The organism is Falsihalocynthiibacter sp. BN13B15, from assembly GCF_041205415.1.
GTDB lineage: Bacteria > Pseudomonadota > Alphaproteobacteria > Rhodobacterales > Rhodobacteraceae > Falsihalocynthiibacter > Falsihalocynthiibacter arcticus.
The window spans coordinates 431,855-456,711 of sequence record NZ_JBGFCE010000001.1; the positions used below are offsets into that span (position 1 = coordinate 431,855).

General features: G+C 52.8%; 25 protein-coding genes. 8 read left to right on the forward strand and 17 right to left on the reverse strand.

Going from position 1 to position 24,857, the window contains the following annotated elements; genetic code table 11:
• Positions 1 to 2: 2 nt before the first annotated feature.
• The 8 genes from AB9F26_RS02125 to AB9F26_RS02160 all read right to left on the reverse strand — a co-directional run bounded on the left by AB9F26_RS02125 (position 3) and on the right by AB9F26_RS02160 (position 7,088).
• Positions 3 to 1,436 (reverse strand): CpaF family protein, encoded by a 1,434-nt coding sequence (locus tag AB9F26_RS02125; protein ID WP_335585027.1) that lies wholly within the window; start codon positions 1,434 to 1,436, stop codon positions 3 to 5.
• Positions 1,437 to 1,445: 9 nt separating this feature from the next.
• Positions 1,446 to 2,696, reverse strand: coding sequence for an AAA family ATPase (locus AB9F26_RS02130; protein WP_335585026.1), 1,251 nt, complete (start codon positions 2,694 to 2,696; stop codon positions 1,446 to 1,448).
• Between the two features lie 196 nt (positions 2,697 to 2,892).
• Positions 2,893 to 3,540, reverse strand: a complete 648-nt coding sequence (locus AB9F26_RS02135; RefSeq protein WP_335585025.1) for an OmpA family protein — start codon at positions 3,538 to 3,540, stop codon at positions 2,893 to 2,895.
• Between the two features lie 4 nt (positions 3,541 to 3,544).
• Positions 3,545 to 4,984 carry a type II and III secretion system protein family protein gene (locus AB9F26_RS02140; protein WP_369755005.1) on the reverse strand — a complete coding sequence of 480 codons (1,440 nt, stop codon included), beginning with the start codon at positions 4,982 to 4,984 and terminating at the stop codon, positions 3,545 to 3,547.
• A gap of 213 nt (positions 4,985 to 5,197) precedes the next feature.
• Positions 5,198 to 6,037, reverse strand: a complete 840-nt coding sequence (gene cpaB, locus AB9F26_RS02145; protein ID WP_335585023.1) for a Flp pilus assembly protein CpaB — start codon at positions 6,035 to 6,037, stop codon at positions 5,198 to 5,200.
• A 143-nt stretch (positions 6,038 to 6,180) separates the two neighbouring features.
• The gene (locus AB9F26_RS02150; protein ID WP_335585022.1) at positions 6,181 to 6,366 is read right to left on the reverse strand and encodes a hypothetical protein; all 186 of its coding nucleotides are present in this window, start codon (positions 6,364 to 6,366) and stop codon (positions 6,181 to 6,183) included.
• 197 nt (positions 6,367 to 6,563) lie between these two features.
• A complete protein-coding gene (locus AB9F26_RS02155; RefSeq protein WP_369755004.1) occupies positions 6,564 to 6,755 on the reverse strand; it encodes a Flp family type IVb pilin in 192 nt (63 codons plus the stop codon).
• 141 nt (positions 6,756 to 6,896) lie between these two features.
• Positions 6,897 to 7,088 carry a Flp family type IVb pilin gene (locus AB9F26_RS02160; protein WP_369755003.1) on the reverse strand — a complete coding sequence of 64 codons (192 nt, stop codon included), beginning with the start codon at positions 7,086 to 7,088 and terminating at the stop codon, positions 6,897 to 6,899.
• A 357-nt stretch (positions 7,089 to 7,445) separates the two neighbouring features.
• Between AB9F26_RS02160 and AB9F26_RS02165 the strand changes: the two genes are divergently transcribed.
• A complete protein-coding gene (locus AB9F26_RS02165) occupies positions 7,446 to 8,354 on the forward strand; it encodes a lytic transglycosylase domain-containing protein (RefSeq protein ID WP_335585019.1) in 909 nt (302 codons plus the stop codon).
• Positions 8,347 to 9,780: a UbiA family prenyltransferase gene (locus AB9F26_RS02170; protein WP_369767171.1), complete on the forward strand. Its 1,434-nt coding sequence runs from the start codon at positions 8,347 to 8,349 to the stop codon at positions 9,778 to 9,780. Before AB9F26_RS02165 ends, AB9F26_RS02170 begins: the two co-directional genes overlap by 8 nt.
• Here the strand turns inward: AB9F26_RS02170 and AB9F26_RS02175 are convergent.
• The 9 genes from AB9F26_RS02175 to tldD form a co-directional block, all read right to left on the reverse strand.
• Positions 9,777 to 10,514, reverse strand: coding sequence for an SDR family NAD(P)-dependent oxidoreductase (locus AB9F26_RS02175; RefSeq protein ID WP_335585017.1), 738 nt, complete (start codon positions 10,512 to 10,514; stop codon positions 9,777 to 9,779). The two genes, AB9F26_RS02170 and AB9F26_RS02175, sit on opposite strands and share 4 nt — an antisense overlap.
• Positions 10,511 to 11,824, reverse strand: coding sequence for an FAD-binding protein (locus AB9F26_RS02180; protein ID WP_369767172.1), 1,314 nt, complete (start codon positions 11,822 to 11,824; stop codon positions 10,511 to 10,513). Before AB9F26_RS02180 ends, AB9F26_RS02175 begins: the two co-directional genes overlap by 4 nt.
• On the reverse strand, positions 11,808 to 12,830 hold the full coding sequence (locus AB9F26_RS02185) for a YbhN family protein (RefSeq protein WP_369767173.1): 1,023 nt from the start codon (positions 12,828 to 12,830) through the stop codon (positions 11,808 to 11,810). Before AB9F26_RS02185 ends, AB9F26_RS02180 begins: the two co-directional genes overlap by 17 nt.
• A 143-nt stretch (positions 12,831 to 12,973) precedes the next feature.
• Positions 12,974 to 13,597 carry a CoA transferase subunit B gene (locus AB9F26_RS02190; RefSeq protein ID WP_039001478.1) on the reverse strand — a complete coding sequence of 208 codons (624 nt, stop codon included), beginning with the start codon at positions 13,595 to 13,597 and terminating at the stop codon, positions 12,974 to 12,976.
• A gap of 3 nt (positions 13,598 to 13,600) precedes the next feature.
• The gene (locus AB9F26_RS02195; RefSeq protein WP_335585014.1) at positions 13,601 to 14,296 is read right to left on the reverse strand and encodes a CoA transferase subunit A; all 696 of its coding nucleotides are present in this window, start codon (positions 14,294 to 14,296) and stop codon (positions 13,601 to 13,603) included.
• Positions 14,297 to 14,437: 141 nt separating this feature from the next.
• On the reverse strand, positions 14,438 to 17,173 hold the full coding sequence (gene topA / locus AB9F26_RS02200; RefSeq protein WP_335585013.1) for a type I DNA topoisomerase: 2,736 nt from the start codon (positions 17,171 to 17,173) through the stop codon (positions 14,438 to 14,440).
• Positions 17,174 to 17,258: 85 nt separating this feature from the next.
• A complete protein-coding gene (gene dprA / locus AB9F26_RS02205) occupies positions 17,259 to 18,413 on the reverse strand; it encodes a DNA-processing protein DprA (protein WP_335585012.1) in 1,155 nt (384 codons plus the stop codon).
• Positions 18,414 to 18,476: 63 nt separating this feature from the next.
• On the reverse strand, positions 18,477 to 18,944 hold the full coding sequence (locus AB9F26_RS02210; protein ID WP_369767174.1) for a GNAT family N-acetyltransferase: 468 nt from the start codon (positions 18,942 to 18,944) through the stop codon (positions 18,477 to 18,479).
• Complete coding sequence (gene tldD / locus AB9F26_RS02215; RefSeq protein ID WP_369767175.1) at positions 18,944 to 20,365, reverse strand: metalloprotease TldD; 1,422 nt, start codon at positions 20,363 to 20,365, stop codon at positions 18,944 to 18,946. The genes AB9F26_RS02210 and tldD overlap by 1 nt, the downstream gene beginning before the upstream one ends.
• Before the next feature lie 178 nt (positions 20,366 to 20,543).
• Here tldD and coxB point away from each other — a divergent pair, with 178 nt between their 5' ends.
• From coxB to AB9F26_RS02245, 6 genes are all read left to right on the forward strand, one after another.
• Positions 20,544 to 21,464, forward strand: coding sequence for a cytochrome c oxidase subunit II (gene coxB, locus AB9F26_RS02220; RefSeq protein WP_335585009.1), 921 nt, complete (start codon positions 20,544 to 20,546; stop codon positions 21,462 to 21,464).
• Positions 21,465 to 21,550: 86 nt separating this feature from the next.
• On the forward strand, positions 21,551 to 22,495 hold the full coding sequence (gene cyoE, locus AB9F26_RS02225) for a heme o synthase (RefSeq protein ID WP_335585008.1): 945 nt from the start codon (positions 21,551 to 21,553) through the stop codon (positions 22,493 to 22,495).
• Entirely contained in the window at positions 22,495 to 22,689 is a 195-nt protein-coding gene (locus tag AB9F26_RS02230) for a hypothetical protein (protein WP_039001471.1), read from the forward strand. The genes cyoE and AB9F26_RS02230 overlap by 1 nt, the downstream gene beginning before the upstream one ends.
• Positions 22,689 to 23,264: a cytochrome c oxidase assembly protein gene (locus AB9F26_RS02235; protein ID WP_369767176.1), complete on the forward strand. Its 576-nt coding sequence runs from the start codon at positions 22,689 to 22,691 to the stop codon at positions 23,262 to 23,264. The genes AB9F26_RS02230 and AB9F26_RS02235 overlap by 1 nt, the downstream gene beginning before the upstream one ends.
• Before the next feature lie 20 nt (positions 23,265 to 23,284).
• Complete coding sequence (locus AB9F26_RS02240) at positions 23,285 to 24,085, forward strand: cytochrome c oxidase subunit 3 (protein ID WP_335585006.1); 801 nt, start codon at positions 23,285 to 23,287, stop codon at positions 24,083 to 24,085.
• A gap of 92 nt (positions 24,086 to 24,177) precedes the next feature.
• A complete protein-coding gene (locus tag AB9F26_RS02245; protein WP_335585005.1) occupies positions 24,178 to 24,855 on the forward strand; it encodes an SURF1 family protein in 678 nt (225 codons plus the stop codon).
• The last annotated feature ends 2 nt before the right edge of the window (positions 24,856 to 24,857 follow it).

Sequence of the window (24,857 nt, forward strand, 5' to 3'; positions counted from 1 at the left end):
ATTTACTCCGCGGCCATTTTGGTGGGTTCAAACAAGGTGGCTGGCAAATCATAACCCCACATGCGGAACCGCTCTGAGAAGTGGCTGCGCACACCTGTGGCTGTGAAGTGACCAATGATTTTGTTGTCGGGGGTTAGTCCAACACGTTGATATCTAAATATTTCCTGCATCGAAATCACGTCGCCTTCCATGCCCGTGATCTCGGTGATCGAGGTCATGCGGCGCGAGCCATCTTGAAGGCGGCTGGCTTGAACGATGAGGTTAACAGCCGAAGAAATCTGGCTGCGCACAGCCTTGAGCGGCATCTCAATGCCGGCCATCGCGATCATATTTTCCAGACGGCTGACACCATCACGCGCCGAGTTGGCGTGGATTGTGGTCATAGAGCCGTCGTGGCCCGTGTTCATGGCTTGCAACATGTCGATAACTTCTTCGCCACGCGTCTCCCCAACGATGATGCGATCTGGGCGCATCCGAAGGGCGTTTTTCAAACAGTCGCGCGCGGAAACTTCGCCTTTGCCCTCAACGTTTGGCGGGCGACTCTCCATGCGTCCAACATGTGTTTGCTGGAGTTGAAGCTCCGCCGTATCCTCGATTGTTAGGATGCGTTCGGCGTTATCAATGAAGGACGAAAGCGCGTTTAACGTTGTGGTCTTACCCGAGCCAGTACCGCCAGAAACGATGATGTTCAGGCGCGTGGCAACGGCGGCCTGAAGATAGGCGGCCATTTCCTCGGTGAAGGCACCGAAGTTTACCAGATCATCAATGCCCAGCTTGTCCTTTTTGAACTTACGAATTGAAACCAAGCTGCCGTCTACGGCAACAGGGGGCACCATGGCGTTAAAACGAGAGCCATCTTGAAGCCGCGCATCCACGTAAGGGTTGCTCTCATCAACACGACGGCCAACGGCGGAAACAATTTTGTCGATGATCCGCAGAAGGTGCTTTTCGTCCTTGAAAGTGATGCTGGTGAGTTCCAGTTTCCCGTCGCGCTCCACGAATATTTGCTGTGGGCCATTCACGAGAATATCGTTCACGGTCTCATCCCTCAGGAGAGGTTCGAGCGGGCCAAGGCCGGTCACTTCGTCAAAAAGCTCTCCGTTCAGCGCCGCCCGCTCTTCGCGATTGAGAACAACTCCCATATCTTCCAGGGACTCACTTGCTATGGCAAGAATTTCGGCGCGCAAATCTTTTTCGCTCGCTTTTTCCAAGGCAGCTAAGTTCAGGTTGTCCAATAGGCGACTGTGAATCTCAACTTTGATCTCGCTGAGACGGGATTTGCGTTTAACTTCTTTGTCTTGGGGCGCAGCGGCTCCTGCGACCAAAGCCTTGCGAAGGCTCGGCGCTTTGGGCGCGCTCGAAGTAACCTTTGGAGCGGCCTCCACAAGTTTAGCTGCTGAAGTGACGGCGTCTTTTTTGCTGTAACGTGAAAACATGGTAACCCCTTACGATCCTGTAGCTTCAGCCAAATTGTGCTTGTGTAGCGACAGGGCCAGTTTGTGAATTTCTTTGCGAAGCGGAGACTTCGGAGCGCTTTCGGCTAGCGGTTGACCGTGGTCATTTGCTTGCACGATCTGCTTGCCGCCGTCTGGCAGCTGGACTTCGATGTGTATATCCAGGCTTTCCGCCATCCGCTTGACCCGCGTTTTTCCCGCAATATCCGTGAATTTTGGCCCACGATTGAGTACGAAACGCATTTTCTCGTAGGGCAGTTGTTCTGCCTTCAGGGCGCGGATCATCCGCAATGCGTTTTGGGCAGAGCGCATGTCCAATTCTACCATCGCGAAGTAAATATGCGCTTGCTGAAGAACCGCTTCTGTCCACGCAACCAAAGTCGAAGGCATATCAATGACCACGTAATCGAAGTTGGTCCGTGCGGTTTCAACGATTTTTAGTACTTCTTCCGGGCCAATAATATCCAGCGGCAAGATTTCCGCAGGCGCCGTCAGCACGTGGAGCTTCTCGTTATAGGACAAAAGCGTATGCATGAAGCTTTCACTGTCCATCGTGTCGGTATCCGTCAACATTTCGTAAACGAGGTCGCGACGCGGTAAATCCAGGAATGTGGATGCGGATCCAAACTGGAAATCCAGATCAAGCAAACACACGCGCGGTGGGTTCTTTTTGTCGATTGTCGCGAGTTCCCACGCCAAGTTCACAGCGAAAGTAGTCGCGCCAGTGCCTCCGGCAAGTCCGTGGACCGGTAGAACAACGCCACTATGGTCATTGGTCGCCTTAAGCGTGGTCGTAAGTGGAACCTCCGCCACCGCTGCGGCTGCAAGGCTCGGTTTCTGGCGAAGCCGTTCGATGGCCTCATGCAGTTCGTTTTCTGGAAGCGGGTAGGGGATGAAATCATCCGCGCCCAACCGCAATAATTTGTGCAGAGCAATGGGGCTCACATCGTCGGCGATTAATATCACCTTAACTTCCGAGGTTTTCGCCGCAGTGATCAGGTTGGATATTAGGGACAGGTCCTCTTCGTCTTGGTCGTCAACCGCGATGGCGACGAACTCAAGCCCTTGGGCTTCATCTTGTCCTAAAAAAGCGAGTGCGTCTTGGAACGTCAAGTCTCCCCAGCTCTCGCCGAGTTCTGTTTCCATGTCCTCGATCAAAAGATCGAAGTTTTGCACATCGCGAGAGATGGTACACGCTACGATCGGTGCCAACTCTGGCTGCAGCATTGCGTTACTCGTCATTTGCCTCACGTCCTTCTGTTAAAGGACGAAAACGGTTCTAAATGACAACCCACATTACACTGCTCAAGTGATGGATCGTCCCGTTGTCGCCCATACACGCAAGTCATTCTGCGTGTACTGCTCCCATTTTTTGAGAATGGCAGTCAATCTGGGCAACATTAGGGCCAAAAAGCTATAATTGTGCGGTATCTTGAGACTATTGACTGTTTCCGGCAGCACCCGTCCCAGTCAGTTCGGTTTGGTAAGTTGCGCTTGCAACATACTCGCGGAAAACCACTTCTGCATACTTACCATTGAGTACGGTTGGGTGATTCTTTAAGAAACCGTCCACCTCAGTAACTGTACGACGGTTTTCGCGATTTGGATTGTTGGTATCAATTAAAGGCTGAGACTTACCGTATGATACAACAGCCGCAAGGCGACTGCGGCTAATTCCCTGACTTTCGATATAGTTAACCGCAGCTTGTGCGCGGCGCAGTCCCAAGGCCTTGTTGTAAGCCACAGAGCCAACCAGATCGGTGTGGCCATAGACTTTGAACTTCATTTCAGGGAACTGGGCAATCCATTTTGCCTGAATCGCAAGTGCGGCGCGGGCGTTGTCATCCAACTGGGATGAGTTGAATGCGAAATTGATTGTTGACGGTGTTTCTTCAGCAAAACGCTTTGCCAAATCAACGGCATAAGATTTTTGCCCGGTTTCGACCAATATATTGTTCATGGTCGGGTTTCCGAAACTGCCCTCGTCCAATTCCGAGCCAGCTTCTGTACTACAAGAGGCGACTGCAACTAGACTAACCATTGCGAAAGATTTTACGAAGGCTGCTTTAGACATAAACCGCTGCATTTACTTACTCCATCACGTAACCGTAGGATCCGCCAAATTCTTGCTTGGCAACTTCCCCGGCAACGCCTTTAGGTGTTTTTGAACCGGCAACTTTGCCAAAGAGAAAGAGCTCACTTTCAGTCGGGATTCGAATGCGATCCGTTGGAAGAGCAAGGGCTTCGCCGCGCGTTGGGGTCACCAAGTGAGGTGTGATGATGATCACAAGTTCAGTTTGGGCCCGTTGGTATTCGGCGCTGCGGAAAAGAGATCCAAGAATAGGGATGTCCCCGACCCATGGAACCTGACTGTTAAGGTCCTGAAAGTCATCCATTAGCAAACCGGCGATGGCAAAACTCTCACCGTCGCGCATCTCAACTGTTGTCGAGGTTTCGCGCGTTTTGAAGGCGTCAATGCGGAAGCCGTTCACGTCAATACCGTTTGAAGTATCGAGGCTCGAAACCGAGGCGTTGAGCGACAGGTTTATGATGTCATTATCAACAACGCGTGGAATGAAGTTTAGCGAAATACCGAAGGGTTTATATTCAACCGTTGTTGTTGATCCACCGCTTGATGTTTCACTTGCGACTGGAACAGGGTATTCACCACCCGCCAAGAATTTAGCTTCTTGTCCGGAAATAGCCGTCAAGTTTGGTTCTGCGAGCGTACGAACAACACCTTTGCTTTCAAGGGCTTCGAGCATTACGGCAACTTGTGTTGCGCCCGCATTGAAGCCAAAGAGCATCGCGCCAGCACGATCACCAGCGTTGGTCGAAGCTGTGGACCCATTATTGATCGCGTTGTTCAATAGGGTGCTGTTGGAATATTGGCCAGAACCAGCCGTTGTGCCGACCGAACCATTTGCAAGAAGGCCCGTAACACCGACGCTTGCACTAAGACTTTTGCGCACGGAGCGGTTCATCTCTGCAAAGCGAACTTTGAGCATGACTTGCTGATTGCCGCCAACAACCATGAGGTTGGAGACGCGCTCAGGAGCGTATCTTTGCGCAAGGTCCATCGCACGATCCAAACGTGCAATGCTCGATACCGTACCAGAAAGGACTATACCGTCATTTGCTGTGCGGACTTGAATCTGCTCGCTCGGAAGGATTTGTTTCAAACGCTCTTTGAATTCAGCGATGTCTGGCGTGACCTGAACTTCTACGTTTGTAAGAAGATTTCCGTCGCCTCCAAGAAGGGTCAACGTCGTCCGTCCGGGCGCTTTGCCCAAAACATAGATCGTTCGATCAGAAAGTGTGGAAATGTCCGCGATTCCTGGGTTTGCGATGGAAAGTTCCGCAAAAGGAGTTTCGCTTTCCACAACGACCGCGCGGTTCATCGGGACGCTCAACGCAGTTGAGGTCGACCCCCGCAGGACTTTAAGTGTTTCTGCTTGTGCTGATAGTGGGACTGCTGAGCCCAAAATTGCGCCAAAACATGCTGCTGTAAGTATTTTTTTGATCATCATTGTGATCCCGCCTCTCCGACCACGCCTCTATTTATTGGGTCTTTTGTTGCCCATTTTAAAGCTACAATGACGCAAAGCAATTTTCATTGCAAGAATCAAAGCATTGAGGGGGGATATTGATGTGGATAAGTCGCAACACAAAACAATCTGTTGTGATTGGGTTCGGGCGCAGACTCTATATAGAGTGTGCGCCCTTCAGATTTTTAGAATGTTCTAATTGGTACAGGGAATTGGAATTTCCACAACTTCTGCGCCTCGGCGTGTTCGAATAGTACAAACTTCTTGTTGTTCGACTTCCACGACTTGTTGGGTAACAATGCCCAATAGGTCTCGTTGGTTGATTTCGATATTTGCATCAGCAACTGTGTCATCCTGAGCCCCGACAAGTGACAGGGCAAGGCGACCGGTTGCTTGCGCTTGCGCCAATGCCGCAACCTGCTGTGGCGTGATCTCTACAGTTACGTTTCGTGCAATCGCCGCATCGGAGCGGTCCGAATTCGCGGTCTGATCGACGGCAATCAACTGAACATTGGTTTCGATAAGTTTGGTCACATCATTACCGTTGCTAGAACCGGACCAATAAACGTCAACCTGATCACCCGGACGCAAGAACCCGGAAACACCTGTTGTGACGTCAACTTTGATGGCAAACGCGCGCATTCCTTTGGTTAGCCGCGATGTAATTCCAGCATCTTCGCCGGGGGCGGTAACTTTTACAGCCATGATGGGCTCTCCGAGCTCCATGGTGCGTAATACTGTACGTGGCTCATCTTTCCCCTTAGAGAAAAGCGCTTCTTCCGAGGTGAAAGCACCCTCAGGGATCGCGTTTTCTGGCCAGGCAATGGTCTTGATATCTTTGAGAGTAAGACGCTCGCCATATACTACGCGGCGTGTCGTAACATAAACATCAAGTGTCGGAACAATTTTCGCAGCAGCAGCGCGTTCGCGGGCCAACTGGTTTTCTTTGCCTTCAATGAAGCCCTTTGCGGTATATACTGCGAAACCAGCTAGGCCTAAGCCAAGCATGAGGACCAATCCAAAAACCAATCGCATTTTCTGCCCTTTCATTATTGTTGCTTTTCTCAGACGTTGTCGGAAAAGCCGTTACTCGATAACCAATATTGCGCGCTGATTGTGTCAAATCCGTGGAGTTTCGGCGGGAAAATTATGAATTCCCTCTAAAATGGAAACAAATATCATTCGGAAATGACTTCAATTTCGGCCACTTGTTCGCTGATGTTGCTGGCGACATTGGATGAGGAGCTCGCGAGTGAATAAATCACACCAATACTTAAACCGACGATGCCCGCCGTTAGTACGACCCAGTCAACAGTGACTGCGCCGGATTCGCTCTTTGCAAAAGCTTTGAAAAGGTTAGTCATGGCTTCATTCCTTCTTTCTGTAGGACATTTAACACCGATTTTCTCACCGAGATCTGTAGGTATTGTGGGGAGGGATTGTGGCAGATTTTTGCATTTCACACGGTATGTTTGTGTCCATTGAGAATGGGCATTCCATGAAAAATGCCGCGCCCTAACTAAAGGAGCGCGGCGGATACAAACCTAAGTTTGTACGGGTTTTATGGCTGACCGTTGTCTACAGTGATCGCGCCAACTTGTGTCGAAATAGTTTCCGACAATGTTGTTACGCCGTCACGTACAGTTGCGAGAACTGCGACACCCAAGCCAACGATTGCAGCTGTAAGAACAACCCAGTCAACGGTTACGGCACCAGATTCGTCGTTCGCGAAGTTTTTGATAAAGTTAGTCATGTTGTTAATCCTTACTAAGTTTGTTTGCCTGAGAATTCAGGTCTTGGATGAAGTTTGGCAGCAAATTGTGGCGACATCTTGAATGTTGCTTGGTGTTTTTGCAGCCAAATAATTCGGGAATTTATTCGTCAGCGGCTGTTCTTATGGTTGACCGTTGTCAACAGTGATCGCGCCAACTTCTGTCGAAATTGTTTCGGACAGAGTAGTTACGCCGTCTTTAACAGTTGCAAGAACTGCAACACCAAGGCCAACGATTGCGGCTGTCAAAACAACCCAGTCAACAGTTACGGCACCGGATTCGTCATTTGCGAAGTTTTTGATAAAGTTAGTCATTGTGTCTCTCCTAAGAATTCATTTTGCTCATTCGCCCTGACGTTCACGTTGTGTAGGCCGGCCTCTTGTTGGCCCCGTGTTCGTCTTGGATGTACATATATAGCCCTCGGATTGGGGCAGCATTTGGGCACGAAAAGTACATATTTAAGGGGACGTTAATAATTACCACTTTTTTATTTATCTATATGAAAACAATGGATTTAATATTTATAATTGTTCCTATTTTCTTCTGTGGTGGTTGTGTTTCGGACAGAATATGGCCATTTTGCCAATCTTTTTCATGGGTTTTGCTAGCGAGAAGCCGATTTATTTGCGACACTGCACGTAGAAATAATAAACGAGCAGGATAAAAACCGCATGAAGCGGACCTACGGGCGGATATTCGGAGCAGTAGCAGTTTGTTTTGCTATGAGCGCGCAGGCGGAATCGCCAGCGCCCGTAGAGGATTTTACTTTCAAGCGCCTTAAAGTCCCGCAACGAGGGGCGCCGCCAAAAATTACTGTTCAGATTGATCCCGTTGAGCAAGCCCGTGTGCAGGAGGCCGCCGTGGCGCGTGCGCGTGCGTTAAACGAGCGTCTGTATGGAACAGAGAGTGAAGAGGCTCCTCAGGAGGAAACAGAAGACGGTGAAAAAATCTTGGCTGAGGTCATTGCCAAAAAAGATGCTTTCGAATGGTACTGGTCGGTTATTTCACCAAAAATTTCAGATTCCGGGCCGGGTAGGTTGGGCGCGGCGGTGTTGCACCTCAAAAAAGCGCCATCAGGGCTTGCAAACCTAAGCCCCCGCTTGCAGACCTTGCAGGATATTACTTTTGCCCACGGCACAGAGATAATGATTGCAACAATTGGCACGAAAGTCTCTCCCGCCTTGGCATTGGCCATTATCAGCGTGGAATCGGGGGGGCGTACGGATGTGACGTCCTCGGCTGGCGCAAACGGTCTGATGCAGCTCATGCCTGCTACGGCTGAGCGCTTTGGCGTAAAAGACACCACGGACGCCAAACAAAACATCACGGGCGGCGTGGCCTATCTCGATTGGCTGATGGAAAAATTCGACGGCGACCCAATGATGGTGCTCGCTGGATATAACGCAGGCGAAAACGCTGTTATCAAAAATGGCGGTGTGCCTCCCTATACAGAGACACGGGGCTACGTCCCTAAAGTCCTCGCTGCTTGGGAGGTCGCACGCGGAATGTGCCTCACCCCACCGCAATTGGTTTCAGACGGGTGTGTCTTTGCAAATAAAAACGAGGTTTCAGGTGGGTGAACAGAAACCGTTGGTCTTGGATGTGGATGGAACCTATCTCAAGACCGACATGCTCTTCGAATGTTTTTGGGCTGGGCTTGGTAAACATCCAACCAAAACCTTCAAGGTTTGCGTGGCGCATATAAATGATCGCGCGCTCCTTAAGGCGAAACTTGCCGAGATCGCCGATCTAAATTGTGACTTGTTGCCCGTGAATCCACAGGTCGAGGCCCTCGCACAAGCAGCCAAGGGGCAAGGCCGACCCGTTCATTTGGCGTCGGCGTCTGACCAGAAGTTGGTGTCCGCAGTTGCGCAGGTCAGCGGACACACAGGCACAACATTTGCCTCCGACGGTGTGACAAACATGAAGGGTTCGACAAAAGCGGCGGCCCTTGTCGAACGGTTTGGTGAAGGCGGGTTTGACTATGCGGGGAATGAACCCGTTGATATGCAAATTTGGGAGAAGGGCGACTCAGCAATTGTTGTCGGGGCTCCAAAAGAAGCGGCCCAGTTACGCGCGCGCGGGCGGACTGTTACCGAAATCGACGATGGCACCGCTCCAAAAGACGTCCTTCGGGCGATGCGGCCGCATCAATGGGTCAAGAATATCCTCCTTTTGCTCCCTCTTTTGGCGGCACATGATTTCGCGCTTGCGTCATGGTTGAGTGTTGCGCTGGGCATTGTGGCCTTTTCCGCGGCGGCGTCGTCCATCTACATTATTAACGATCTCTTGGATCTTGAGGCAGATCGCGTCCACGCGAAAAAGAAGTACCGTCCATTTGCCAGCGGTGCGGTTTCCATCAAGCATGGCATGTTGCTTTATGTGGTGCTGACTCTTGTAACCTTAGGGATCAGTTCCTTATTGGGCGCGAAGTTCATGGCTATCGTCGTGCTCTATATGGCGATTTCACTGGCGTATTCGATGCGATTAAAGCGGATGCGCTGGGTAGATGTGATTATGCTTGCGACGCTCTATACGCTACGTGTCGTTGCTGGTGCCGCTGCAGGAGGGGTTCACGTTTCCCTTTATATGTTGGTGTTTATCTTCCCGATTTTCATAACCCTAGGAAGTGTGAAGCGATTAACTGAACTGCATGGCGCCACGGATGATGCGCGCTTACCCGGGCGAGGGTATGCGCGCCAAGATCGCAAACCCCTTTTGTATCTAGGGGTTATCGGCATTATCGGCGCGCTTATCTTGTTTTTTCTCTACAGCCTCACAGACCACGCCGCGAGCCTCTACCCCTCCCAAGGATTGCTTTGGTTCGCACTTTTGCCGATTTCGATTTGGCTCGTGCGCATGCTAATTCTTGGTTACCAAGGCAAACAGGACCACGATCCCATAATCTTTGCGTTGAAAGACAAAAAGGGACTCGGGATCCTGATGTTTACACTGTCACTCATGTTTTACGCAGCGGGGTTATGGCAACAGTGGTTCGGGTTTTAGACCGATAGCTTTTTGAAAATCGGCTCAGGTATGGAGCGAATGATCAACATGATGTAGCGCCAGAAAAACGGTGTATACAGCGTGTTTTTCTTTTTCTTCACGGCCTTAAGCAGGCTTGCGGCAACATCGTCGGGCGAGGCGACAAGGAACATGCCCTCGACTCCCCATGTCATTGCCGTGTCCACAAATCCCGGCTTCACGGTCATCACGTGCACGTCAGAGCGGTTCAAACGGTTGCGCAATCCCGAAAGATAGGTGTGAAATCCAGCTTTGGCCGCGCCGTAGACATAGTTGCCAATACGACCTCGATCTCCAGCCACAGACCCGACCCCAATGACCGCGCCGCCACCGCGGGCTTCCATCTCGGGGGCGATCATCTGCAAGAAACACGCGGGGCCTGTGAAACTGTCCATAACGACGCCGGCAATCAAACTCGGGTCCGTATCGATTTCCGATTGATCGGGCATCGAGCCGACGAAACAGGCCACGTTGATGAGACCTTCTTCGGCACAGGCTCGCTCAATGATCGCTTCAAAGCCTTCAGGCTTGCGAGCGTCAAACTTAACGGCTTCGGCCCTGCGCGCGCCGCGCGTTTTGCAATCCAAGGCCGCGGTTTTCAAATCGTCCATGTCTCGGCCTGCAAGGAGGACAGTTGCGCCTTTTTCGCTGACGGCACGGCTAAAGGCGCGTGCCATGGACGAGGTTGCGCCGAGAATGATCCATGTTTCGGTCATTTTGTGCTCCTAAGCTCGAGTCTGCGGATAAGGTCGGTTTTTAAAGCACCATTCGGGTCGGATTTTTCGACCTCGTCGCGCCATTTTTCATAATCGGGATACATTGAGCGGATACGTACGCCACTGGACATAGAATCCTTGGCCAAGTAAATCCGGCCACCGGCTTCGGCGGTGAGTTTTTCAAGCCGCGGGATCAAAACGCGTGCCGCTTCGGTGTTGGGAAAATCCACAGCCAAGGCGTAGCCTTCCATCGGGAACGACATAAATCCAGCACTCCCTTCGCCCATCCGTTTCAAGACAGCAAGTGGGCTAGCCAATCCAGAATGCGCAATCTGGGTTAGCATTTCGCGCAGAGCAGGGGCTTGATCAATTGGCACTACGCATTGGAACTGGTGAAAACCACGTTTCCCATAGAGTTTGTTCCAGTTGTGAATCCGGTCCAGCGGGAAAAAGAAATCGGTGATTGGCTTAACCAATGTGCGACCATGATCTGGTACCCGTTTGAAATACAGCTTGTTGAATAGGCGTACGGTGAGGGGCGAAAGCGCAAAACTAGGCGCGTTGAAGGGGATAGATTTGGATTTCTGTCGTGCAGGTACAAGGCCAGACCCCGTTTCTCCTTCTTCCAAAATGCCGCGTCCCAAGGCGTTCCCCTTGGCCGTCGCGTCAATCCAGCCAACGGTATAAGTCGCCGACGAGGTGTCGAGAAGGGAGAGGAATTCGTCAAACCCATCCACGCGCCGTTCGGTCACCATGATGACGTCGCCCTTGCAGGGCAGCATCGTGATTTTAGCAGAAAGGATAATGCCCGTTTGGCCTAGACCGCCGAGAGTGGCCTTGAAAAGGGAGGCATTACTTTTGGACGAGATTGTCTTTTTCTTGCCATCTACAAGCAGCGTGATCGAGACAACATGTTGGCCGAAACTTCCCGCGACGTGATGGTTCTTCCCGTGCACATCCATCGCGATCGCGCCGCCAATGGTCGCAAACCCTGTTCCCGGAAGCACAGCAGGAAGCCAGCCTTGGGGCGCGAAAAGGCGGGTCAACTCGCCCAACCGGCACCCAGCTTCGACTTCCAAAATGCCTGTTTCGGCATCAAATCCAAGGATGCGATCAAGGCGCGTCATATCAATGCAGCGGCCATTGTTGTTTAGGGGCGCATCACCATAAGAGCGGCAATTGCCAAATGCCGGAGCCAAATTATCTTCGGATAGGGTTTCTAAGGCATGCATCCGTTCAGGGCGCGCAACTTCGCTTGATGCGCTCAACACGCGGCCCCATCCACTTACTTTTTCAGACTTCCAGCGCATAGGCCCCTCGTTTCGAATATTTCTCGGCAATTGGAAAAATCACAAACCCGATGGCAATCGCAAACCAAAGGGTCGTTAGGCGAATTACGGCAGTCGCCGGAATACTCATTGAAAGCGGAATACCTTCGAGCGACAGCAGCGCGATCATCGCCGCTTCTGCACCACCCACTCCACCCGGTGCGCCCGTCAGCCCACCTGCTAGTGTTGAAAAGACAAAGATCACGACACAGGTTGCGAGCGAAATGTCCGAACCCAGCCAACTCATTAAATAGTAAAAAGATGCGCCCTCGGCGAACCAGCCTATACCGCCCAGTATCAGCGCCATGAACATCGTAGGGCCGTGCGAAAACTGGGCAAGACTGTCGGACGCGCGCCGGACGCGGACAAAAAAGCGTGGCTTGCGGCCGATGGTTTTATAAATGCTATTCACTGCAAACCTTAGCAAAGTGGGGCGCGTTACGACAAACGCCACCATCAAAGCTACTATAACGACGGGTATTGCTCCACGAGGGCCACTGGCAGCGGCCAGTAAACCGATCGCCAGCAGGAGCGCCATAACGGCGAGGTCGCTCGCCCGATCCATCAACATCAATGGCGCGGTTTTTTCCGCGGGCACCCCAGTTTCACGGCGAATCCATCGCATACGCACGAATTCGCCCAAACGCCCGGGGGTCACACTCATTGCAAAGCCGCCCAGAAAATGGCGTAGATTTTGAGGGAAGTTCAAATCGAGCCCCAACCGACGCACCAAAATATGCCAACGCAGGCCACGCATCACGTAGTTCACAAGGGAAAGCAGAAGCAAAACCGCAACTTGCCAAACGGCGAGGTTATTAATGTGCGTCCACGTTTCTTCCCAACCTGTTGCTGCGGCAATACCAAAAAGCCCTGCAATCACCAGCCCGAAAAGTCCCGCAAATAGCGCAATGTCGCGCCATCTATGCACAGGCGGCAGGCGCAGGGGCGCGACGGTTTCTACCGTTTTGGGGGTATGGGTGCTCGTCATCATTGCCTGCGATTTAGATGCTAATTAGGGCAAGAATATGATGCTGTTTCCAAATTGGGAACAAAAACTGTAAAAAAGCTAAATTTTGATTACTATTTAGGGCCACATCCAGAAATGCAGCCCTTAAATATTCTGATCTCGGCTTAAACCAACGTGGCTTGCGTGCTGGCGCGCGCGTCTTCTTCGCTCACCCCCTCGGCGAGTTCAATAAGCTTTAAGCCGCCCTCGACCACATCGAAAACACCCAAGTTGGTGATGATGCGATCAACACATTTTTGTCCAGTAAGGGGTAGAGTGCATTCCTTAAGAAGTTTGCTTTCGCCCTTTTTATTCGTGTGATCCATCACGACCACAACGCGGCCCACGCCGGCAACAAGGTCCATCGCGCCGCCCATCCCTTTGACGAGCTTGCCCGGAATCATCCAATTCGCGAGGTCGCCGTTTTCGGCAACTTCCATCGCGCCGAGAATAGCCATGGCAATTTTGCCACCACGGATCATGCCAAAGCTTTGCGCGCTATCAAAATATGCGGTTTGCGGCAGTTCGGTAATCGTTTGTTTCCCAGCGTTGATCAGGTCGGCGTCTTCCTCGCCTGCAATGGGGAAGGGGCCCATGCCCAACATACCATTCTCGCTTTGAAGAGTCACTTCGATACCCTCGGGAATGTAGTTGGAAACGAGTGTTGGGATGCCGATCCCAAGGTTCACGTACCAGCCGTCCTGTAATTCCTGCGCGGCCCGTTCGGCCATTTGATTGCGATCCCACATGGTCTAGGCCCCCCGCACTGTGCGTTGTTCGATACGTTTCTCGTGATCGCCTTGAATGATCCGATGCACATAAATGCCGGGCAAATGGATCGAGTCAGGGTCAAGGCTTCCGGTAGGTACAATTTCCTCAACCTCAACCACACAGACCTTGCCGCACATTGCGGCGGGGGGATTGAAATTACGGGCGGTTTTGCGGAACACGAGGTTGCCAGTTTCGTCGGCTTTCCATGCTTTAACGAGAGAAAGATCGGCGAAAATACCTTCTTCAAGGATAAAGGTCTCGCCACGGAAATCTTTGTGTTCCTTGCCTTCTGCAATAACGGTGCCAACGCCCGTTTTGGTGTAGAAACCGGGGATTCCACAGCCGCCTGCGCGCATGCGTTCCGCCAAAGTTCCTTGGGGGTTGAATTCCAAATCCAATTCGCCGGATAGATATTGGCGCATAAACTCTGCGTTTTCTCCGACGTATGAGGACAACATTTTTTTGACCTGCTTGGTTTGCAGCAAAATTCCAATACCAAAATCGTCAACACCCGCATTGTTGGATGCAAAGGTCAGATTCTTGGTGCCTGCGTCCCGAATTGCGGCCAAAAGCAATTCCGGTATGCCGCAAAGGCCAAACCCGCCCGCTGCGATGAACATGTCATCAAACAGCAAGCCATCAAGGGCCTCGGCTGCTGATCCGTAGATCTTTTTCATTTCAAACTCCCTAACTGCTCTCTCTCGATGGCGGAGTTTTGCCTTTGTACGGGCGCGTGTCAACGACTTTGCTGCGACGCAGAAAAAAGCCGCGCTCCTTAGGAAGGGCGCGGCTTGATTATTTATAGATGTGGGTTTGTTCTATTCGACGACGTCGCCATCATCCGCTTTCGCCGCCGCCGTTTTCTTCGCGGGGGCTTTCTTAGCAGCAGTCTTTTTGGCCGCGGGTTTCTTGGCGGGCGCCTTCTTGGCCGCGGGTTTCTTAGCGGCTGCTTTTTTAGGAGCCGCTTTTTTCCGCGTTGGCTTTTTCGCGGCTTTTTCAGCGATCCAAGTTAGCGCGAGTTCCATTGTGACGTCGTTTGGCTCAACGTCTTTTGGAATTGTCGCGTTGATCTTTGCCCATTTTACATACGGGCCATAGCGGCCTTCCATGACATTAATTGGGCCGCCCTCTTCAGGATGTTCGCCGAGTTCTTTCAACGGGGCGACGGCTGCGCCACGGCCCGTTTTGGCTGCCTTTTGCGCCAGCACTTCCATGGCGCGGTTCATCCCGATGGTGAAGACTTCCTCTACATCAGGAATGTTCGCGTAGATTTTGCCATGCTTCACATATGGGCCATAGCGTCCGATGTTGCTTTCGACCATCTCCCCGTCTTCGGGGTGTGGGCCGATTTGGCGGGGGAGGCTCAACAATGTCAGTGCTTTTTCAAGGTCCAACGCGTCGGGTTCCCAGCCGCGCGGCAAGCTCGCACGCGGCGGCTTTTTGTTTTCTTCGGTGACTTCGCCCCGTTGAACATAGGGTCCAAAACGTCCCGAACGCAGGCTGATTTCGTCTCCGGCGTCTTCGCCTAAAACACGTTCGCCTGTTGCGTCGCCTTCGCCACCGATTGGGCGGGTGTAACGGCATTCTGGATAATTGCCACAGCCAACAAAACCGCCGGTTTTGGAGGTTTTTAGGTGTAGTTGGCCTTCGCCGCATTTTGGACAAATGCGGGGGTCGGACCCATCTTCGCGCGGTGGATAGAGTGTTGGTGCAAGGACGTCATCAAGGTGGTCGAGAACTTCGGAAATCCGTAGTTCCGTGGTTTCTCCAATGGCGACCGAAAAGTCTTTCCAGAAATGCCGCAACACCTCTTTATAATCCCGTTCGCCTGCGCTCACGTCATCGAGCTGGCTTTCGAGGTCAGCCGTGAAATCATACCCCACATATTTGCGGAAATAATTCATCAAAAAGACGGTAACGATTTTACCTTTATCTTCGGGAATAAGGCGATTTTTGTCTTTGCGCACATACTCACGGTCTTGAATCGTGGTCACAATACTTGCGTATGTGGACGGGCGGCCAATGCCCAATTCTTCCATGCGTTTCACCAAAGTGGCCTCGGTGAAGCGAGGGGGCGGTTGGGTAAAGTGCTGTTGGCCCAAAATAGCGGCATTTTCTGTCATGATCGCGCCGCTATTGCGTTGCATCCCAGCACCCACAGCTTCAACAACACTGTCAGATTTTTCACCTTTAGCAAAATCAGCACTCAATGCGCCCGCGACGAGGGGGGCAGCATCGCCTTCGGAAATTTGCGGCAGACGTTTTTCGTCCTCGTCATCGGTATCGTCGCGGCCTTCGGTATAGACCTTCATAAAACCGTCAAACGCAACAACCTGACCGGTCGCACGCAGCACTACTTGGCCGTCGTCAGAGCCGATATCCACGGAGGTGCGTTCCAGAACCGCACCGGCCATTTGGCTGGCCAAAGTACGTTTCCAAATGAGATCATAAAGCTTGCGTTGATCGGCCTCAAGTTTCGCCAACTTACTGGCATCCAAAGTCATGTCCGTTGGGCGAATACATTCGTGGGCCTCTTGGGCATTCTTGGCTTTGTTTTTGTAAACACGGGGTTTTTCAGGGATATAGTTGGCACCATATCTGTCGGTGATCGCGGCGCGGGCTTCGGTGATGGCTTCTGGTGCCATATCGATGCCGTCTGTCCGCATATAAGTTATGTAACCCGCTTCATACAGGCGTTGCGCGGTGCTCATGGTTTGACGTGCACCAAAGCCAAACTTGCGGCTGGCTTCCTGCTGCAGGGTCGATGTCATGAAGGGCGCGGACGGGCTACGGTTGGCGGGTTTGGCTTCAACCATGAGTACAGACAAGGACCGGCTTGAAACAGCTTGAACGGCCAATTCCGCATCGGTGGCTGTAGGCAGGTCGAATTTATCGAGCTTATTGCCGCCCAATACGGTCAGGCGGGCTTCGAACTGTTGGCCACGGGGTGTGCCTATCATCGCTTTGACGGACCAATACTCGCGCGCATCAAAGGCGTCGATTTCCGCCTCACGTTCAACGATGAGACGCAAACAAACGGATTGCACCCGCCCTGCGGATTTCGCACCGGGCAGTTTGCGCCACAAAACGGGCGACAGGTTAAAGCCAACAAGATAGTCGAGTGCGCGGCGGGCCAAATAGGCTTCGACCAACGGGGTGTCGACTTGGCGCGGATTTTTCATCGCCTCGGTGACGGCGGACTTTGTGATGGCGTTAAAGACCACGCGACTGACGGGTGTGTCTTTTTTGATCACTTTGCGTTTGGTCAGGGCTTCCTGAAGGTGCCAAGAAATTGCCTCGCCTTCGCGGTCGGGGTCGGTCGCGAGGATCAATTCATTGTCGAGGGCAAGTGCGTCGGCGATGGCTTTGACGTGCTTACGGCTGTCATATCCGATTTCCCATTTCATCTCGAAATCGGCGTCCGTATCGACGGAACCGTTCTTGGCGGGCAAATCGCGAACGTGGCCATAACTGGCGAGAACGGTGTAATTGCTCCCCAGATAGCTATTGATTGTTTTGGCTTTCGCGGGCGATTCAACGACAACAACGGGCATAAATTTCCTCTCGACTCACTGGGAGCTATTGGCGGCGCAAAATGTGGTCGGATTGGACTGATTGTCAATGGGAGTGATGAAACTCCTAATTTACACGCGTCAAAAGCCCGCCACTTGCCCGCTCTATGTGCCCGTCGATCTCCAAAGTTACAAGTTCGGAACTGACTTGATGGGCCGAGAGATTTAGGTCGCGGATCAATTGGTCCTCAGCGAGAGGCGTCGGGCCGAGGCGGTTGAGGATCATTTGGTGCAGTTGTGATGTGTCGCTCAAGGTGCGCGCGGGTGGTTCTTTGAAAACTTCGAATTGGGGTGTTTGCGGCGCGAGCGTTTGTTCAAGATCGCCGACGATGCCGGAAAGTTGTTCGAGAACGTCGTCCAAGTGGCGCACCATTGTCGCCCCATCGCGCAACAGCATATTGCTTCCTGCCGAGCGGGCGTCAAAGGGATGCCCCGGAACGGCCATGACATCGCGACCTTGATCGAGGGCATTGCGCGCTGTGATCAAAGTACCCGAACGCGCGGCGGCTTCGACAACGACAAGACCTCGGGATAACCCAGAGATGATCCGGTTGCGCTTAGGGAAATGGCGGGCCTGTGGCGTGAGACCAATGGGGTCTTCGGAAATGCGCAAACCCTTGGCGCCGATTTCCCAGAAAAGATCGGTGTTCTCACGTGGATAGATTTTATCAACGCCCCCTGCTTGAACCGCGATCGTGCCCCCTTTGAGGGCGGCGTCATGGCACACTGCATCAATGCCGCGGGCAAGTCCGGAAACCACGACGAACCCCTGCTCCGAGAGGCCCGCGGCCAATTTGCGCGCCATGCGTTCACCAAGGGAACTTGCATTTCGCGCGCCGACGATACTGATTTTCGGGCGGGCAAGGAGGGCGGTGTCGCCAATCGCCCAAAACAGGGGTGGGGCGTCTTCGAGTTCCATGAGGGTTTTGGGATAGCGCGGGTCGCCGTAACAAATCATCTGCGCGCCAACTTTATATGCAGCGCGAAGTTCTGCCTCTACAACGCCGATTGGGCAAATTTGATAGTCGAAGGCTCCGGCGGCACGGGCGACATCTGGAAGCGCTTCAAGTGCGACCTCTGCGGAGCCATGCTCGTTAAGCAAGCGGTAGAAAGTGGAAATACCAACGCGGCGAGAGCGTAAAAGACGGAGCCACGACGCACGCATTTCTTCCGTGGTGGGTGGGGTGAGGGGTGGGGTAGAAGAAATAGTATCTTCGGTCATCGTGGCTCCGTCTGCTTACTCCTTCAGACTAGAATCAGGATGGTTAATAACTTGTGAACAAATTCAGAGCTTTTTGCGATAAATGCAATCGTTTAGGGTTCCACCACCGTGTTCCTCCAGTATTGCCTCTGTTTTTATGTGGATAAGCTGCCAGCCCTGCGCTTCGTAAAATCCTCGTGCGGGGGTGTTTTCAACAAGGCATCCGAGTTCGCCCTCCGATATCCCCTCTCGCCGCATTTCGGTTTCGGCATCGTTTAAGAGTGCGGCGCCATACCCCCGTTTGCGCACGCCAACGAACAGTCGATCAACATAGTTTCCAATGCGCAAGTAGAACCCAAACGGTGCACCCACCGGTCCAATGACGCGCGTCTGCGCGGCAAAGGTTTGGAGGGTGCGTTGGAAATAATCCAATTGCCGATTGGGGAGCAAGGTTGCGGGCACATGGGCACCATGCGCCATATGCCACGCGTCGTGCCACAAAACCGCAAGGGCGGCCTCATCGCGTGGATCAAAGGCGCGGACGCGGTCCACTATGCGGCGCTTCCGCCGACGGTCAATCCTCCGATCAACAGGGTCGGTTGCCCCACGCCAACGGGCACCCATTGTCCGGCCTTACCGCAATTTCCGATGCCGGGATCAAGGGCCATATCGTTGCCGATAGTGCGAATTTTCTGCATTGCCTTTGGGCCGTCGCCGATCAGGGTTGCTCCCTTGACGGCATCTCCGATGACACCGTTTTTCACGGCATAGGCTTCGGTACAGGAAAAAACGAACTTGCCTGACGTAATATCAACCTGTCCGCCGCCAAATCCAACCGCATAAATACCGTCTTTAAGGTCGGCAACAATATCGGCAGGGGGGGTGTCACCACCAAGCATATAAGTATTGGTCATCCGTGGCATTGGCGTATGTGCATAGCTTTCACGCCGCCCGTTGCCCGTAGGTTCAACCCCCATGAGGCGCGCGTTTTGGCGATCCTGCATATAGCCAACCAAAATGCCGTCCTCAATAAGGACATTCTTGCCACTAGCAGTCCCTTCGTCATCAAAACTAATGGAGCCTCGCCGATCAGGAATTGTGCCATCGTCCAGAATTGTCACGCCCTTAGCAGCAACTTGTTGGCCTATAAGACCGCTAAAAGCCGAGGTCCCTTTGCGATTAAAATCGCCTTCAAGTCCGTGCCCGACCGCTTCATGCAGCAAAATTCCGGGCCAACCTGCGCCAAGTACCACGTCCATAACCCCAGCAGGGGCGGGCACAGCACGCAAGTTCACCAGCGCAATGCGCAAAGCCTCGCGGGCTACAGACTGCCAATGTTCCGGTTCAAGTAAACCAGTTAAGGCGGCGCGACCACCACCTCCCGTGCCACCAGATTCGCGACGGCCATTCTCTTCAACAATCACCGAAATGTTCAAACGGCTCATGGGGCGGGCATCACGGACGTGCAATCCGTCGGGGCGCAGGATTTCGACTTCTTGCATGGAGGCCGCAAGGGTCGCGGAAACCTGAATGATTCGTTTATCAAGGCCGCGCGTGAAAGCATCGATTTCCTTGAGAAGGTCGATTTTGACGGGGAAGGTCGCTTGCTCAATCGGGTTGTCGTCGGAATAAAGGCGCCGGTTCGTTTGGACGGGAGCCATGGCGAGGGTGCCGCCGCCATCACCAACCGCAAGGCGCGCGGTTTCTGCCGCACGGAGCATCGCCTTGACGGTCATTTCTGTGGAATGGGCATAGCCGGAAGTTTCGCCACGCACCGCGCGAAGGCCAAATCCTTCACTCGCGTCATAGCTCGCCGTTTTCACCCGTCCGTCATCAAAAACCAAAGCTTCAGAACTGCGACGCTCCAAAAACAATTCGCCATCATCCGCGCCAGCAGTTGCATTTTGCAAAACGGAAAGGGCCGCAGCTTTATCTATTATCGTGTCGAAAGGGCGAAAACGATCATTGGGCATGGATATTCTCCAGATTTTACACCAAAAAGAGGTGAAGCGGCTGTTTGCCGCGCGTAAATTGCTTGTTCTGTTGCGTCTAATATGGTTTTTGACGCAACAAACACAATGGGATTCCAGCCGAAGGGCGGGATGAAGGCTATAGCAGGGGCTCTAAAGCCCGAGCGAACAGGAAACAACTATGCGATTTTTGACCAAGATTTCAGGCCTCTCAGCTTCGATGCTAGCATTCGCCAGCGCAGCAAATGCTCAAGATGCATTGGGCAATCTAGAAGTTATCGGCAAACCTGTCGACAAATCTACGGGCTTTCAATTCGCCGCGACCGAGGTTGCGCGCGAGCTTCAATGGCTCGATGGCATGATTCTCTATATCATCACAGCGATTGTGATTTTCGTAACGGGTTTGATCCTCTGGATCGCATTTCGCTACTCTGCCAAACGCAACCCAAATCCCGCGACATTCACACATAACTCGCCCCTCGAAGTTGCGTGGACCCTCGTACCTATTGTGATCTTGGTCTTTATCGGCGCGTTTTCCTTGCCCGTTCTGTTCAAGCAACAAACCATTCCGGTTGCTGATATTACGATCAAAGCCACTGGGAATAAATGGTTTTGGACCTACGAATACGTTGACCACGGTGTTGAATTCGACAGCTACATGCTCGGCCAGCCCGCATCTTTGGAAGAAGAAGACGGCGACGTAACGCCTTATGTGCGCGATGCTGCTATGGATGCTATGCTTGAGCGTCACGGGTATTCCCCCGACGAGTTCCTCTTGGCGACAACAACTGCGCTTGTGATCCCCGTGAACAAAACGATTGTTGTTCAGGTGACAGGTGCCGACGTGATCCACAGCTGGACTGTTCCCGCATTTGGCGTGAAACAGGATGCGGTCCCTGGTCGCCTTGCGGAACTTTGGTTTGCTGCGGAAAAAGAAGGCGTTTATTTTGGCCAGTGCTCCGAGTTGTGCGGCAAAGACCACTCTTACATGCCGATTACGGTTAAGGTTGTGAGCCAAGAAGTTTATGACGAATGGCTCCTTGGTGCGATCGAAGAATATGCGGGTATACCGCTGCCTCTTACGGTTGCCTCAAGCAACTAGACCAACCTATTCGAGCGATTTTGCGGTGTCCGTACAGGACGCCGCAGAGCCATTGACCTACCAAGATCTGCCCCAAGGAAACCCACATGAGCGACGCAAGCCTACAGACTCATACCTCCGCCGATACAGGCGAAGCCGGTTTTGGCGACTTTGTTGCTCTGTTGAAACCACGGGTGATGTCGCTGGTCGTTTTTACTGCCCTCGTGGGCGTGTTGGTTGCGCCCAATCCCGTGCATCCTTTTGTGGTTTTTACCTCTATTCTCTTTATCGCACTGGGCGGCGGGGCTTCTGGCGCGCTGAATATGTGGTGGGACGCCGATATTGATCGCGTGATGAAACGCACCCAAGGTCGCCCAATTCCCTCCGGCAAAGTCGCCGAAGGCGAGGCGTTGGGCATCGGCATGGCGCTTTCTGGCATTGCCGTTGTCATGCTGGGACTTGCGGGCAATGTGTTTGCCGGCGCGCTTCTGGCCTTTACGATCTTCTTTTACGTTGTGATTTATACCATTTGGCTCAAGCGTTGGACGCCTCAAAACATCGTGATTGGCGGGGCCGCTGGTGCCTTCCCTCCGATGATTGGCTGGGCGGTTGCGACCGGTGGTATTTCCATCGAATCCATTCTTATGTTTGCGATTATATTTATGTGGACACCTCCGCATTTCTGGGCGCTCGCGTTGTTTATGAACGACGATTACACCAAAGCCAAAGTGCCGATGCTAACGGTAACCCATGGCCGTAAATCCACCCGAAACCATATTTTGGTCTATACGCTTTTGCTCGCCCCTGTTGCGTTGAGCATTAGTTTTACGTCCATCGGCGGTCCGATTTACTTTGCGGTATCTGCTGTTCTGAACCTCATGTTTATCTGGGGAGCTTTTGGCCTTTGGAAACGCCAAGAAGCCGACGCGGAAGCTGACAAATACAAAAGCGAGCGTAAATTCTTTCGCCTGTCGCTTTACTACCTCTTTCTGCATTTCACAGCCCTCTTGGTGCAATCCGCCGTGGGCCTTACCTGGGGAGCGATCCTATAATGGCACCGCACGTTGAGCACGAACTTCACCAGCGCCGCCAAGGCCGCAACTACGGCGTCGGTGGGCTTTTACTGGCATTCGTCGTTATCGTTTTTGCCCTGACACTGGCCAAAGTGCAGCGCGGCGAACCGGTCGAAGCCTATGACCATACGCCGAGCCGGACCTTAGAGCCGGTAACAGGGGGCACGAACTGATGGCGATGAAAAACACCCATAAAACGGCCGCGCAAGCGGCAAGTGTGGTGGTCCTCATGGGCGCCCTCGCATGGGCCTCGGTGCCATTTTACAGCTGGTTCTGCAAAGTCACAGGCTTTGGCGGCACCACGGGCGTTGCCGCGGCTGGCTCTGACGAGATACTCGATCAAACCATCACCATTCGGTTTGACGGCAATGTGGCTGGCGGCATGTCGTGGGAATTCAAACCCGTTGTTCGGGAGATGGAAATCCGCATCGGCGAAACCGGCCTTGCGTTCTATGAGGCCACAAATCCGACCGACCGCGTTATCGCGGGAACCGCCGCCTATAATGTTGCTCCCTATGAAGCGGGCGGCTTTTTCACGAAAATCGATTGTTTTTGCTTCACCGAACAGGTGTTGCAACCGGGCGAAACCGTCATGATGCCGGTCAGCTTTTACGTCGATCCCGAAATCGTTACGGACAGGGATGCAAAATACGTGCATCACATTACGCTGTCCTATACGTTCTACGAAACCGAACTGCCTGAAGATGTGGCGAACCTCTCGACCACACCCGCGGCTAATGTTAACTAAGTCCCAAACAGGGGATCCCCATGGCACACGCTAAAAATCACGACTACCACATTCTCAACCCTTCGATCCTGCCGCTCTTGGGCGCATTATCGGGCTTCATTATGCTTTTCGGTGCGGTTATGTGGATGAGTGATATCACTCCGTTCATGTTCTTCATCGGCCTCGCTGGCGTCCTTTACGTTATGTACGCGTGGTGGAGCGAGATGGTGACCGAAGCCCAACAAGGCGACCACACGCCAGTTGTTAAAATCGGTCTGCGCTATGGCGTGATCATGTTCATCATGTCCGAAGTTATGTTCTTTGCCGCATGGTTCTGGAGTTTCTTTAAAAACGCAATCTATCCAATGGGTCCAGATTCCCCGGCAATCGATGGCGTTTGGCCGCCAATCGGTATCGAAACATTTGATCCTTGGCATTTGCCGCTGATCAATACGTTGATCCTCCTGTGCTCCGGTGCAGCAGCGACTTGGGCGCACCATGCGCTCGCACATGAAAATAACCGCAAAGATCTCGTAACTGGCCTTGCTCTCGCAATTGGTCTTGGCGCGGTGTTCACCTTGTTCCAAGCCTATGAATATAGCCATGCGGCCTTCGCGTTCTCGGGCAATATTTACGGCGCGAACTTCTTTATGGCGACGGGTTTCCACGGTTTCCACGTTCTCATCGGCACAATCTTCTTGGGTGTTTGTTTGATCCGCGCCCTCAAGGGGCACTTCACTCCTGAAAGCCATGTCGGCTTCGAAGCTGCTGCTTGGTACTGGCACTTTGTGGACGTTGTGTGGCTCTTCCTCTTCGCAGCGGTCTACGTTTGGGGCGGCTAAATTTGACGGGTGCTTAACGGCGCCGTTATAAAATAAAAAAGGCGCGGGCATCGTCCGCGCCTTTCCAGTTTTAAGTAATAAGGTTGCACTCCATGCGCCGCAAAATGCTCATCCCTTTGATCTTTGGTTTGATTGGCACAGCGATTCTGTGCGCGCTTGGGACGTGGCAGCTCCAACGTCTGACGTGGAAAACAGAAGTGTTGGCCGCAATTGACACGAAAATTCTGTCTGAACCTGTTGATATTCCGCTAAACCCAACCGAAGCGACGGATCAATTCCTGCCCGTGCAGGCCAAAGGCGTTATCGGTCCACAGGAAATTACCATCTTAGCCAGCGTTCAAAAAATCGGACCGGGTTATCGGGTGATTGCGCCGCTGGAAATGGCCGACGGACGTCGCGTACTATTGGATCGTGGTTTCGTTGCGATTTCAGCGAAAAACGCGCCCCGCCCCGCCGTTGAGGCCGAAATCGTCGGTAATTTGCTCTGGCCCGATGAAATCAGTAACGCGACCCCGCCGCCAGACCTCAACGCAGGCATCTGGTTCGGGCGCGATATTCCAGCCATGGCCGAAGCCCTTAACACCGAACCCGTCATGCTTGTTCAGCGCACGTCAACAGAGCCAAATCTGGTCACGACCTCGTTCCCTGTCGATTCGGCGGGCATCCCAAACAAGCATTTGGAGTATGTTGTGACGTGGTTTGGGCTGGCGTTGGTATGGTTTGGGATGACAGCGTTCCTTCTGTGGCGTATCAGGCAGAGAACCGTCTAGAG